Here is a 13,042-nt window from a genome sequence, read left to right on the forward strand (position 1 = left end):
GTGTCAGCGCAGCTGCCTCCACAGGAAGGCGTATTCCATGGCCGCGATTCTGGCCTCCTCCTCGTGGTTGGCGGCGGCGCCGTGGCCGCCCTCGGTGCGCTCGTAGTAGCGGACGTCGGCGTCGATCGCCTTCATCGCCGCGTACATCTTGCGGGCGTGGCCAGGATGGACGCGGTCGTCCAGCGTCGAGGTGACGAACAGCGTGGCCGGATACCGGGTGCCGGGACGGATGTTCTGGTACGGCGAATACCGCTTGATATAGGCCCAGTCCTCGGGCTGGTCCGGATTGCCGTACTCATCCATCCAGCTGGCGCCGGCCAAGAGCTTGTTGAAGCGCCGCATGTCCAACAGCGGCACCTGGCAGACGATGGCGTGGAACAGCTGCGGATACTTGGTCAGCATCACGCCCATCAGCAGGCCGCCGTTGCTGCCGCCCTTGATGCCGAGGTGGCGGGCGTCGGCGATGCCGCGCCGGCCCAGGTCCTTGGCGATCGAGGAGAAGTCGTCGTAGGCCTTCTGGCGGTTGTGCTTCAGCGCCGCCTCGTGCCAGGCCGGACCGTATTCGCCGCCGCCGCGGATATTGCCCAGCACGTAGACGCCGCCACGGTCCAGCCAGGCCTTGCCCAGCGCGCCGCTGTAATAGGGCGTCATCGACACCTCGAAGCCGCCGTAGCCGTACAGCAGCGTCGGGTTCTTGCCGTCCAGCTTCAGATTCTTGCGCGCGACGACGAAGTAGGGCACGCGGGTGCCGTCGTCGGAGCGGGCGAAGAATTGCTGGATGCGGTAGGGCTTGGCGTCGAAGAAGGCCGGCTGCTGCTTCAGCGGCTCGCGCGCGTCGCTGCCGGCGTGGGCCAGCGACAGCGAGGTCGGGGTCAGAAAGTCGGTGAAGGTGAAGAAATAATCGTTGGAGTCGTCGCTGTCGATGGCGCTGACGCCTATGCTGCCGTAGCCGGGGGCGGCCACCGGGCGCGACTGCCATTTGCCGTCGACGACTTTCCACTCGACCAGCCGGCTCTTGACGTTGTCGAGCACGGTCAGGATCAGCGCGTCGCGGGTGTCGGCGCTGTCGGCCAGCGAGGTGGAGGCGGTGGGCTGGAACAGCGGGGCGAAATCGCGCTTGCCCTGCAGATAGTCGTCCAGCTTGACGGCCAGCAGGCTGCCGGCCTTCCAGTCATGGCCGCCGACCTGCCAGTCCTGGCGGGGCTTCAGCAGCAGCCAGGGGCCGTGGAAGCTGACTTCGGCGTGGCCGGGCTTGTCCAGCTTCTGCCACTTGCCTCCCTGCAGCAGATAGACGTCGTTGCTGAAGAAGCTGGAACCCTGGGTGATCAGGTCGTAACGATGGCCGGCGCTGTCGATGCGGCCGGCGCTGACCGAGATGTCGGACGGCTTGCCCTCGAGCAGCGTCGACGCTTCGGCCAGCGGCTGGCCGCGCTTCCATTCCTTGACGATGCGCGGATAGCCGGAGGCGGTCAGCGAGCCCGTGCCGAAGTCGGTGGCGACGTACAGCGCGTCGCGGTCCTTCCAGTGGACTTCGCTCTTGGCTTCCGGCACGGTGAAGCCGCCTTCGACGAAGCGCCTGGCAGGCAGGTCGAATTCGCGCACCACGGCGGCGTCGCCGCCGCCGCGGCTCAGGCGGACCAGGCAGCGGTCCTGCCTGGGCTTGACGCAGTCCGCGCCCTGCCATACCCAGTTTTCCTTTTCGTCGCGGGCCAGCTTGTCCAGGTCCAGCACCGTTTCCCAGGCCGGCTTGGCCTTGCGGTACTCGTCCAGCGTGGTGCTGCGCCACAGGCCGCGAGGGTGCTCGGCGTCGCGCCAGAAGTTGTAGTAGCGGCCGCCTATCTTTTCGATGGCAGGGATGCGGGCGCCGGAGTCGAGGATGGCGAGGATGTCGCGCTTCAATTGCGGGAAGCTTTTCCAGCCGTCGGCTTCCTTGACGGTGAGCGCGTTCTGCCGATGCACCCATTGCAGCGCGTCCTTGCCTTGCACGTCTTCCAGCCACAGATAGGGGTCGTCGGCCGCATGGCACTGCGCGGCCAGCAGCAGGGCTGCGGACGCGAGCAGTCTGGTCTTCATGATGTTCTCCTGAGTGCGGAGTCCTTGCCGCCGGCGGCGCCGGCGTGCAGGACGTCCTGTTGTCGCGGCGCGCCGCTCGTGGCGGCGGGCCGTCCCAGACTGTAGCGCGTTTCAAATCCTATTGTCATCACCGCGGCGCGTCGCTTTCCTCAGCCGGATATGGCCGCGCCTCCATCGTCCCCGGCCCATGTCGCCGGCTGGCGGCCGGCCCACGGCAGGCCGCGCTCCAGCTGGCCTGCCATCCGGAACAGCGTGTCCTCCCGGCCGGCCGGCGCGACGAACTGCATGCCGACCGGCAAGCCCGACGCCGCGTCCAGGAAAAGCGGAACGGACATCGCCGGCACGCCGGCGGCGTTGAAGGCCGGGGTGAACGGCGAGCCGCCCATCACGTGGCGGGTCCACTGGTGGCCGTCCATCGTTTCCGCGCCGGCCGCATAGCTTCCGAGCGGCGGGGCCGCCTCGGGCAGCGTCGGTGTCAGCAGCAGGTCGTAGCGGGCGAAGAAGGCCGCTACGCCGCGGGTGACGGCATTGCGCAGATCCAGCGCCCGCACGATCTCGACGCCGCGTATTCCCTGTCCTGTCCGATAGACGGCCAGCGTCTGCGGCTCCAGCGTGGACAGGTCGATCTTGCGTCCGGTCGCGGCCGCGACGTCGTCTATCCAGGCGGCGATGTTGACGGCCCACAGCACCGAGCTGGCGTCGACGAAGGCGTCCCAACTGCAGCCCAGCGGAAGCTCCGCTTCCTCGACGACATGGCCGAGCGATTCGCATAATCGCATCGCGGCGGCGAGATGTCCGAGTATCGACGGCGCGGTGCGTCTGCCGCCCCAGGCTTGCGGCATCACGCCTATCCGCAGCCTGCCGGGTTCGACGCCGACTTGCGCGAGATAACTGCCGGCGGGCCCGGCGATGGAGAAGGGCTGTCCGCCGTCGGCTCCGTGCACGGCGTCGAGCAGCGCGGCGCTGTCGCGCACCGAGCGGCTGACGCCCAGCTGGGTGGCGAGTCCGTGGATGGCCTCGTCGAGCATGGGCCCGTTGGACACGCGGCCGCGCGTCGGCTTCAGTCCGAACACGCCGGAGGCGGCGGACGGAATGCGGATCGAGCCGGCGGCATCGGTCGCATGGGCGATGGGCACGATGCCGGCGGCCACCGCCGCCGCCGCGCCGCCGCTGGAGCCGCCGGCGCCGTGCGAGAGGTTCCAGGGATTGCGGGTCGGGCCGCAGAGCGCCGACTCGGTCGTGCCGCTCCACGCGAATTCGGGCGTGGTCGTCCGGCCCAGCGTGACGAGTCCCGCCTCGCGGAAACGCCGCATCAGGATGGAGTCGGCTTCGGGGGTGAGTCCCCGCGCCAGCCGGCTGCCGAACTCAAGCTTCCTGCCAGCCATGGTGACGCCGACGTCCTTGATCAGGAAGGGCACGCCGGCGAGCGGCGATCCGCGATCCAATGCGGGGGCGACGCCGGCAAGCTCGGGCGTCCAGGTTTCGATGACGGCGTTGATCCGCGGATTGACCGACTCGCATGCCCGCAGCGCCGCGTCGGCCAGTTCCCGCGCGCCGACTTCGCCGTTGGCGACCAGCTCGCCCAGACCCACCGCATCATACTGCGCATATTCCGAAAGCTTCATCATTGACCTCCCCTTGAACGCGTCGCGGCTCGACATGAGCCCGATAGCGGTGATACCGTTCGGTATCGTAATTGAGCATGATGATACCGATCGGTATCATCGTCAAGGCGAGGATGAACAATGAGCGATAAAAAAGCGGCCGGGCCTTCGGCGCCGCCGCGGGAGAGGCTGCTCGCCGCGGCGGGCGAACTGTTTTACAACGAAGGCATCCGGGCGACCGGCGTCGAGGCGATCGCGGCCCGAGCCCATACCACCAAGATGGCCCTTTACCGCCATTTCCAGTCCAAGGACGCGCTGGTGGCCGAGTGGCTGCGTCAGGTGATAGATGGTTACTGGCGCGCGTTCGACGCCATCGAGGCCGCCCACCCGGACGATCCCCGCGGCCAGATTCTGGGATGGGCGGCCTTCTTCGCCGACGACGCCGGCGCCTGGTCTCACCGCGGCTGCCCGTTCATCAATTCGATCGCGGAGCTGCCGGACAGGGAGCACGCCGGCCGGAAACGGATAGAGGAATACAAGAAGCGCCAATGGCGGCGGCTGGCGGACATGTGCGCGGCCGCCGGCCTCGCGTCGCCCGAAGATGCGGCCAGCGAGCTGATGTTCGTGTTCGAGGGCGCGCAGGTCGCCGCGCAGAACCAATCCATCGTCGGGGTCGGCGCGCATGCGCTGCGGATCGCGGGAGAGATTCTCGAACGGCGGGCCGCGGCGAAATAAAAAAGCCCCGCCGGGCGCGGGGCTTAACTGGAGAGGCTTACAGCGTCGGGTAGTCGGTATAGCCTTCGGCGCCGCCGCCGTAGAAGGTTTCCGGCTTCGGCGGATTCAGCGGGGCGTTGCGCTTCAGCCGCTCGACCAGGTCCGGATTGGCGATATAGCTGCGGCCGAAGGCGGCGGCGTCGATATAGCCCTGGGTCAGCAGCGCCTCCGCTTTTTCCGCGGTGTAGCCGCCGGCGCCGATGATCACGCCCGGATAGCGCTGGCGCAGCGAGGCGCGGAAGCCGTCGTCCAGCTTGGGGCCGCCGGCCCAGTCGGGCTCCGAGATGTGCAGGAAGGCCAGATTGCGCTTGGCCAGTTGCTCGGCCAGGTACAGCGCCATCTCCAGCTGGTCGGTATTGGAGACGCCGTTGAAGATGCCCAGCGGCGAGATGCGGATGCCGACGTGGTCGGCGTCCCATTCGGCCACCACGGCGTCGACGACTTCCAGCAGCAGGCGGGCGCGGTTCTCGACGCTGCCGCCGTAGCGGTCGGTGCGGACATTGGCCTGCGGCGACAGGAACTGGTCCAGCAGATAGCCGTGGGCGCCGTGGATTTCCACCAGGTCGAAGCCGGCGCGGCGCGCGTTGTCGGTGGCGCGGCGGTAGTCCTCGATGATGTCCTCGATTTCCTCGATCTCCAGCGCGCGCGGGGTGTCGCACTGCTCGCGGATCAGGCTGCCGTCGGCGGCGCGGATATTGGTGCGGCTGTCGGCCTGGATCGCCGACGGGCCGACCGGCGCGTCGCCGTTAGGCTGCAGCGAGCGGTGCGAGATGCGGCCGGTGTGCCACAGTTGCAGCGCGATCTTGCCGCCGTCCCGGTGCACGGCGTCGGTCACTTCGCTCCAGGCGCGGACCTGTTCCTCGCTGTAGATGCCGGGCGCGCCGGCATAGCCCTTGGCGGTGGCGGAGATGTGGGTGCCCTCGGCGACGATCAGGCCGGCGCTGGCGCGCTGGCGATAGTATTCCTTGGCCAGCGGGCCGGGCACGTCGCCCGGTTCGATGTTGCGCAGGCGGGTCAGCGGGGCCATCGCGACGCGGTTGGCCAGCGTGACGGCGCCCACGGTCAGCGGGGTGAACAGTTTGTCGGCTTGCATATCGGTTTCCTTGAGAGAGTCGTCGGGATTACTGCTCGAAGCCAAAACCCTGGGCGCGCGCGGCGGGCGCGACCTTGGGGAAATAAACCTGGCGATAGATGCGGGCGGTGTTGGCGGTCCACGGTTCGCCGTCGGCGCGGCCGATGTCCTGCCAGTGGCGGCGCAGCGTGTCGTCGTAGGCGGCGATGTGGGCGGCCAGACCGTCGGCGTGGTAGCGCTCGCGATGGACGAAGCTGTCGCGCGGCAGGCGCGGCTTCTGCTCACTGTCGTCCTTGACGTGGCCGATCACCAGCCCTGCCAGCGGAAAGGTCAGTTCCGGCAGTTCCAGCAGGTCTATCATCGCCTGCGGATCGCGGCGGATGCCGCCGATCGGCACCACGCCCAGGCCGGCGGCGTGGGCGGCGGTGATCAGATTGCCCAGCGCGATGCCGGCGTCCACCGAGCCGACGGCGAAGGCCTCGACGCTGTCGTGTATCACCTGCTTCTCGCCGGCCATCTCGACGCCGAGGCGGGTCTTGTGGAAGTCCATCACCACGGCGACGAAGACCGGCGCTTGCGCGATCCACGGCTGGCCGCCGGCGATTTCGGCGATGCGCTTGCGGCGCTCGGCGTCCTGCACCACCACCAGCGAGACTTGCTGGCCGTTGATCGAGGTCGGGCCTTTCCAGGCGGCGTCGAGCACGGCATCGAGCAGTTCCGGCGCGACGGGCGTGTCCCGGTAGCTGCGCACACTGCGGTGCGTGTGCATCAGTTGCAGGGTTTCATTCATGATGAACTCCATTTAGTAGACCAGTCGTCTAGTATCGGTTTCAAGAAAACCCGCCGGGCGCGGCGGGATCGTGCGTTCAGCGTTTACAGCTGCCGTTGTCCGGTTTCAGCAGCATGGTCTCGGTCAGGCGATAGGCATTGTGCATGGGCTGGTCCGAGCGCTGCACCTTGTACAGCAGCGCGCTGCCCACCCACAGGCTGTACAGGCTGGCGGCCAGCTCGTCCGGCTCCAGATAGGTGCACAGGCTGCCTTCGGCCTGGCCGCGGCGTATCGTGTCGGCCAGCCGGGAAATCAAGCGGCCCATGCCTTCGGCCAGCATCTCGCGCATAGGCTCGGACAGGTCCGACACTTCCGCTGCCAGCTTCACCGCCAGGCAGGTATGGCTCTGCTCGGTGCAGCGATGGGTGTCGAGCCAGCCCTGGAAATAACGGATCAGGCAGTCGCGGGCATTGCCGGACTCGGGCCGCAGCAGCACCACCAGCCTTTCGTCGTAACTGAGGAAGTAGCGGCGCAGCATTTCCACGCCATAGCCTTCCTTCGACGGAAAGTAATGGTAGAACGAACCCTTGGGCACGCCGGCGGTGGAGAGTATCTCCGCCAGTCCGACGGCTGCGAAGCCCTTGCCGAGGATGATCTCCTCGCCGGTGGCCAGCAGGTGCTCGCGGGTGTCGGCTGAATGATTGGCTCGTGACATGGAATGAATGCTACTAGACCAGTCGTCTAGTTTCAAGAAAATTATCGCCCGACGCCTCGCCATTGTCGTTTTGATTCCACAGCGGCGCGGCTTGACTGCGTCGGATGCCCATCCTACAACCAGCTCATCGCGTCGCCGTCTGCTGGCCATCCGGTCGGACGGCCGGGGCGGCGACGCCGCATGGCGAAAGGAGCGGGCGATGGACGAGAAGGATACGACGGAGCGCGAGCCGGATGCCGGCCGCCGCGAGGCCCTGGGCTGTCTGGCCGCCTGGTCCGGCGCGGCGCTGGTGTGGACCATGGCGGGCGGCGTGCCGCGAGCGCAGGCAGCCGGGGAGGCGGACGCCGGCGAGGGCGGACTGAGCTTCGTGCAGATCAGCGACACCCATCTGGGCTTCCACCGCGAGGCCAATCCCGATGTGCAGGGCAGCCTGCGCCGCGCGATCGCCGACATCAACGCGCTGACGCGGACGCCGGCCTTCGTCGTGCACACCGGCGACGTCAGCCATCTGTCCAAGCCGGAGGAATTCGATCTGGGGCGGCAGATGTTCAAGGACATCCGCGTCGATCGCGTCCACACCATTCCGGGCGAGCATGACGCGCTGGACGACGGCGTGTCAGGCTATCTGAAGTTTTTCGACCACGACGGCAAGGGCAGGGCCTGGTACAGCTTCGACCAGGCAGGCGTCCACTTCGTCGCGCTCAACAATGTGCTGAACTTCTCCACCGGCCGGCTGGCGGCGCTGGGCGACGAGCAGCTGGCCTGGCTGAAGCGCGATCTGGCCGGCCTGTCGCGCTCCACGCCCATCGTCGTGCTGGCGCATATCCCTTTGTGGACCATCTATGAGCCGTGGGGCTGGGGCACCGCCGACGCCGACCGGGTGATGGCGCTGCTGCGGCCGTTCGGCTCGGTGACGGTGCTGAACGGCCATATCCACCAGGTGATGCAGAAAGTGGAGGGGCACGTGGCCTTCCACACCGCGCGCTCCTTGGCCTATCCGCTGCCGACGCCGGGCCAGGCCGGTTTCGGCGAGCCGGCGCCGGTCAAGGTGCCGGCCGGCGAGTTGGGCAAGCTGCTGGGCACCCGACAGCTCACCGTGCTGCGGGGGCAGAGCGAGCTCGCGATGGTGGACACGCCGCTGGATCACTGAGCAAAGGGGAAAGGCATGAGAACATGCAAATCTGGCTGGCTGCTGGGCGCCTTGCTGCTCGCGGCGGCCGCGTGGGCCGGGCCGCAGCAGGTGGACATCAGCAAGTTCGCCTTCACGCCGAAGGAGGTGACGGTGGCGCCGGGCACCAAGGTGACGTGGGTCAACCACGACGAGATTCCCCACACCGTGTCCGGCCGCGACAAGACTTTCGTCTCCAAGGCGCTGGACACCGACGACCGCTACGAGCACGTGTTCGACAAGGAGGGCGATTACGCCTACTTCTGCGCCGTGCATCCGTACATGACCGGCGTGGTGCACGTGCGCAAGCCCTGAGCCAGTCGCGGCCCGGCTACTTCAGATAGGAGCGGAGCACCTGCAGCACGGCGTCCAGGTCGTGCTGGCGCTGCTCCGGCTCCGGCTCCTTGACCACGTGGTCGGTCAGATGGCCTTCCATCACCGCCAGCATCAGTCCGTTGACCGCGCCGCGTATCGCGGCGATCTGCTGCAGGATGGCCGAGCAGTCGCCGTCGTTTTCCAGCTGCTTCTCCAGCGCGGCGGCCTGGCCCTGCAGCCGGCGCACCCGCGCCAGCAGCTTGGCCTTGTCCCGTACCGTGTGCGACATCGTGTGATTCTCCGTTTTTGATTGGCTGATCTTAGCATGACGGATACTGGGGGCTAGTATATTGATACTGGGGGTGAGTATAATGCGCAGCATTGCACCATCACCTGGAAATCGCCATGACCTCCTTCGCCGCCTTGCTGCAACAGGGCAACGCCTGGCTGTTCCTGCCCAGCGCCATCGCGCTGGGCGCCTTGCACGGCCTGGAGCCGGGACATTCCAAGACCATGATGGCCGCCTTCATCGTCGCCATCCGCGGTTCTGTGCGCCAAGCCGTGCTGCTGGGCCTGGCCGCCACCGTGTCCCACACCGCGGTGGTCTGGCTGGTGGCGCTGGCCGGCCTGCATTTCGGCCGCAACTGGAACGCGGAAACCGCCGAGCCGTATTTCCAGATCGCCTCGGCGGCGCTGGTGATCGCGGTGGCGGCTTGGATGATGCGGCGAACCTGGCTAGACAGCCGGCACGGCCATGAGCATGGCCACGATCACCATCATGGCGGGGAGAAACGGATAGACACCGGCCACGGCGTCGTGACGCTGGAGGTTTTCGAAACCGGCGCGCCGCCGCGTTTCCGTCTGGCCGCGGCGGACGGCCACCGCTTGTCGTGGCGGGCCGAGCACGTGTCGCTGGAAACCGAGCGGCCCGATGGCGGCAGGCAAGCGTTCGCGTTCCGCGACGCCGGCGGGTTTCTGGAGTCGGTGGAGGCGATACCCGAGCCGCATGCCTTCGTCGCGCGGCTGAAGCTGGGGCACGGCCATCACAGCCACGACTACGACGTGGAATTCGCCGAGCGCGGTCATGACCACGCGGCTGGCGATCATGGTGGCCTCGACGTGTCTGCGTCCGGCTATCAGGACCCGCACGAGAGGGCGCACGCCAACGACATCCGCCGCCGTTTCGCCGGCCGCGACGTCAGCACCGGCCAGATCGTGGCCTTCGGCCTGAGCGGCGGCCTGGTGCCGTGCCCGGCCTCCATCACGGTGCTGCTGCTGTGCCTGCAACTGAAACAGCTGGCGTTGGGCGCGACGCTGGTGTTGTGCTTCAGCATCGGCCTGGCGCTGACCATGGTGGCGTCCGGCGTGCTGGCGGCGCTGAGCGTCAAGCACGTGGCCGGCCGCTGGAGCGGTTTCGGCGAATGGGTGCGGAAGGCGCCCTATGTTTCCGGCGCGCTGATCATGCTGGTGGGCTTGTATCTGGGCTGGTCCGGCTGGTCGCATCTGGCCTGAGCGGCCGATTGGACCAAGATGGCGGCTCCCGAGGGGGCCGCTTTTTCATGCGTTTCCCATGCACTTTTCCGGCGGCCTTGATCTGAATCATGCTTAAAGATGTGCAATATATACATCTTTAATTTCAGCATGTAGGCTGCGGACTGAGTCAACCATTTGGGAGGCCCGCGCAGGGAGCGAACATGAAAAACACGCGAAGACTATGGGGATGGCTGGCGGTGATCTGCCTGCTGTCGTTCTCGGTCCTGCTCTATATGGGCAGGGAAATCTACCAGGCGGCGCCGCCGATTCCGGCCGTGGTGCAGGGCGCCGACGGCAAGGTGCTGTTCACCGGCGCGCAGATACGCCGAGGCCAGCAGGCCTGGCTGTCGTCCGGCGGCCAGCAGCTGGGCACGGTGTGGGGGCACGGCAGCTACCTGGCGCCGGACTGGTCGGCCGACTGGCTGCATCGCGAGGCGCTGGCCTTGCGCGAGAACTGGGCGAAACAGCGTTTCGGCAAGGCCTACGCGCAGCTGGATGTCGGCCGCCAGGGCATGCTGGGCGCCGAGTTGCGCCGCGAAATGCGCGCCAACGGCTATGACGCGGCCAGCGGCAAGCTGACGCTGGGCATCGCCCGCGCCGCGGCCGCGCACGAGGTGGCCGGCCACTACCAGGGCCTGTACGGCGCCGATCCGGCCTTCGACAAGCTGCGCGAGCAATACGCGATGAGCGCCGACGCGCTGCCGTCGGCCGACGACCGCCTGGCGGTATCGGCCTTCTTCTTCTGGTCCGCCTGGTCGGCCGCCGCCGACCGTCCGGGAGAGACCGGCCTGTCCTACACCAATAACTGGCCGCATGAGCCGCTGGTCGGCAATGCGCCGACCGCCGCCAACGGCATGTGGTCGATCGCCAGCGTGATCCTGATGCTGGCCGGCATCGCCGCCATGGTGTGGTACCACGTGGCCGCCGGCGAGGGCGAGGAGGCCGCGCAGGTGCCGGCCGCCGATCCGCTGGGCCGGCTCAAGGCCACGCCGTCGATGCGCGCCACCGGCAAGTATTTCTATGTGGTGATCGGCCTCTTGCTGACCCAGGTGGGCATGGGCGCCGTGACCGCCCACTACGCGGTTGAGGGCCACAGCTTCTTCGGCATCCCGCTGGCCGAGGTGCTGCCCTGGGTGGTGAGCCGCACCATCCACACCCAGTTCGGCGTACTGTGGATCGCCACCGCCTGGCTGGCCACCGGCCTTTACATCGCGCCGCTGCTGTCCGGCCATGAGCCCAAGCATCAGAAGCTGGGCGTGGACGTGCTGTTCTGGGCGCTGATCTTCATCGTCGTCGGCTCCACCGTCACCGGCTGGCTGGGCACGCTGCAACGGCTGGGCACCGATTTCAGCTTCTGGATAGGCAACCAGGGCCTCGCCTACACCAGCATGGGCCGAGTATGGCAGATCCTGCTGTTCGTCGGCCTGTTGTTCTGGCTGTTCCTGGTGGCGCGCGCGCTGCTGCCGGCGCTGCGCGACAAGGAAACGGAAGGTCGCAGCCTGATCGCGATGCTGCTGCTGTCCGCCGCCTGCATCGGTCTGTTCTACGCCACCTCGCTGGCCTGGGGCCGGCACACGCATTACTCGATGATAGAGTACTGGCGCTGGTGGCTGGTGCATCTGTGGGTGGAAGGCTTCTTCGAAGTGTTCGCCACCGCGGTGGTCGCGCTGATCTTCGCGCGGCTGGGCCTGATCCGCATGGCCAGCGCCAACCGCGCCATCGTGCTGGAAACCATCGTCTTCCTGTTCGGCGGCATTCTGGGCACGCTGCACCATCTGTACTTCACCGGCGCGTCCACCGCGGTGATTTCCATCGGCGCGGTGTTCTCGGCATTCGAGGTGGTGCCGCTGGCGCTGGTGGGCTTCGAAGGCTGGCAGACCTATCGCCGCGGCGGCGCCGCGCCGTGGGTGGAACGCTACAAGTGGGCCATCCTGTGCTTCGTCGCCGTCGGCGCGTGGAACACGGTGGGCGCGGGCCTGCTGGGCTTCGCCATCAACCCGCCGATCTCGCTGTACTACGTGCAAGGGCTCAACATGACCCCGGCACACGGCCACGCGGCCTTGTTCGGCGTCTACGGCATGCTGGGCATAGGGCTGATGCTGTTCTGCCTGAGCGGCGTGTCGGATGCCGAGCAATGGGACAACCGCCTGTTGAAGCCCACCTTCTGGCTGCTCAACATCGGCCTGTTCATGATGGTGTTCCTGTCCATCCTGCCGTCCGGCATCTACCAGGCCTGGGCCAGCGTCGAGTATGGCTTGTGGTACGCGCGCTCGCCCGAGGTGGTGCACTCGGCGCTGATGCAGAACCTGGTGTGGATGCGGGTGCCGGGCGACATCGTGTTCGCGCTGGGCGTGCTGTACCTGGGCCGCTTCGCGCTGAAGCTGCTGGGCAGACGCAGGAAGGAGGCCGGCGCCGCACAGCGCGCGTGAGGCGAGGCCGAGCTTGCCCGGCTTTTTCGCGTCCTGGGCCCGCGATGGGGCTGTTTTTCAGAGCGGCTTGTACATCAGGACGGTGGCCTGCCGCTTCTCGCCGCGGCCGTCCAGCGCGTAGCCGGGGATGACGCCGGCCGCTTGGTAGCCTAGCGAGCGGTACAGCGGCTCGGCCTTGTCGCCGCTGGCGGTGTCCAGCGTCAGCAGGTCGCGGCCGCGCATGCGCGCCTGGGCCTCCAGCTCCGCCATCAGCGCGCGGGCGACGCCCCGGCGGCGATGGTGCGGGTGCACCATCAGCTTGCATACCTCGGCGCGGTGGGGCTGATTGGGCGGGGTGTCGCAGTCCAGCTGCACGCTGCCGGCCAGTTCTCCGTCGAGGAAGGCGACCAGCAGCGCCCGGCGGCCGCCGGCGACGCCGGGCAATGTCTTGTCCCGCCAGAAAGCCGAGGCCTGTTCGATGGGAAAGGGCTGCACGAAATGGATGCTGGCGCCGTCGTGCACGCAGGCATGCAGCAATTCGGCCAGTTCCGGCTGCCAGGCTTCGGTCTGCGCGACGTCGAACAGGGCGATTTCCAATCTCGGCATGGGCT

At 67.6% G+C, this 13,042-nt stretch carries 12 protein-coding genes; 5 read left to right on the forward strand and 7 right to left on the reverse strand.

Annotated elements, in window-relative coordinates; translation table 11 throughout:
* Positions 1-3: 3 nt before the first annotated feature.
* The gene (locus tag WNM05_RS06855) at positions 4-2,073 is read right to left on the reverse strand and encodes a prolyl oligopeptidase family serine peptidase (protein WP_434633632.1); all 2,070 of its coding nucleotides are present in this window, start codon (positions 2,071-2,073) and stop codon (positions 4-6) included.
* 149 nt (positions 2,074-2,222) lie between these two features.
* Positions 2,223-3,701, reverse strand: a complete 1,479-nt coding sequence (locus tag WNM05_RS06860; protein WP_434633633.1) for an amidase — start codon at positions 3,699-3,701, stop codon at positions 2,223-2,225.
* A 117-nt stretch (positions 3,702-3,818) separates the two neighbouring features.
* Here WNM05_RS06860 and WNM05_RS06865 point away from each other — a divergent pair, with 117 nt between their 5' ends.
* Complete coding sequence (locus WNM05_RS06865) at positions 3,819-4,412, forward strand: TetR/AcrR family transcriptional regulator (RefSeq protein ID WP_434633635.1); 594 nt, start codon at positions 3,819-3,821, stop codon at positions 4,410-4,412.
* A 37-nt stretch (positions 4,413-4,449) separates the two neighbouring features.
* Here the strand turns inward: WNM05_RS06865 and WNM05_RS06870 are convergent, their stop codons facing one another.
* The 3 genes from WNM05_RS06870 to WNM05_RS06880 form a co-directional block, all read right to left on the reverse strand.
* Entirely contained in the window at positions 4,450-5,544 is a 1,095-nt protein-coding gene (locus tag WNM05_RS06870; RefSeq protein ID WP_434633637.1) for an alkene reductase, read from the reverse strand.
* 28 nt (positions 5,545-5,572) lie between these two features.
* Positions 5,573-6,313 (reverse strand): NADPH-dependent oxidoreductase, encoded by a 741-nt coding sequence (locus tag WNM05_RS06875; protein WP_434633639.1) that lies wholly within the window; start codon positions 6,311-6,313, stop codon positions 5,573-5,575.
* A gap of 76 nt (positions 6,314-6,389) precedes the next feature.
* Entirely contained in the window at positions 6,390-7,007 is a 618-nt protein-coding gene (locus tag WNM05_RS06880) for a TetR/AcrR family transcriptional regulator (protein WP_434633641.1), read from the reverse strand.
* Between the two features lie 199 nt (positions 7,008-7,206).
* Here WNM05_RS06880 and WNM05_RS06885 point away from each other — a divergent pair, with 199 nt between their 5' ends.
* Together WNM05_RS06885 and WNM05_RS06890 are read left to right on the forward strand one after the other, a co-directional pair.
* Positions 7,207-8,157 carry a metallophosphoesterase family protein gene (locus WNM05_RS06885; RefSeq protein ID WP_434633644.1) on the forward strand — a complete coding sequence of 317 codons (951 nt, stop codon included), beginning with the start codon at positions 7,207-7,209 and terminating at the stop codon, positions 8,155-8,157.
* Between the two features lie 15 nt (positions 8,158-8,172).
* Entirely contained in the window at positions 8,173-8,490 is a 318-nt protein-coding gene (locus WNM05_RS06890; RefSeq protein ID WP_434633646.1) for a cupredoxin domain-containing protein, read from the forward strand.
* A gap of 16 nt (positions 8,491-8,506) precedes the next feature.
* Here WNM05_RS06890 and WNM05_RS06895 read toward each other — a convergent pair whose 3' ends face one another.
* Positions 8,507-8,779: a metal/formaldehyde-sensitive transcriptional repressor gene (locus tag WNM05_RS06895; protein ID WP_434633647.1), complete on the reverse strand. Its 273-nt coding sequence runs from the start codon at positions 8,777-8,779 to the stop codon at positions 8,507-8,509.
* A gap of 116 nt (positions 8,780-8,895) precedes the next feature.
* Between WNM05_RS06895 and WNM05_RS06900 the strand changes: the two genes are divergently transcribed.
* Together WNM05_RS06900 and WNM05_RS06905 are read left to right on the forward strand one after the other, a co-directional pair.
* The gene (locus tag WNM05_RS06900; protein ID WP_434633649.1) at positions 8,896-10,002 is read left to right on the forward strand and encodes a nickel/cobalt efflux transporter; all 1,107 of its coding nucleotides are present in this window, start codon (positions 8,896-8,898) and stop codon (positions 10,000-10,002) included.
* Positions 10,003-10,184: 182 nt separating this feature from the next.
* A complete protein-coding gene (locus WNM05_RS06905) occupies positions 10,185-12,452 on the forward strand; it encodes a nitric-oxide reductase large subunit (protein WP_434633651.1) in 2,268 nt (755 codons plus the stop codon).
* A 57-nt stretch (positions 12,453-12,509) separates the two neighbouring features.
* Here the strand turns inward: WNM05_RS06905 and WNM05_RS06910 are convergent, their stop codons facing one another.
* Positions 12,510-13,037 carry a GNAT family N-acetyltransferase gene (locus WNM05_RS06910; RefSeq protein ID WP_434633653.1) on the reverse strand — a complete coding sequence of 176 codons (528 nt, stop codon included), beginning with the start codon at positions 13,035-13,037 and terminating at the stop codon, positions 12,510-12,512.
* Positions 13,038-13,042 lie beyond the last annotated feature (5 nt).

Origin of the sequence: Chromobacterium sp. CV08, assembly GCF_051129845.1 — a bacterium.
GTDB lineage: Bacteria > Pseudomonadota > Gammaproteobacteria > Burkholderiales > Chromobacteriaceae > Chromobacterium.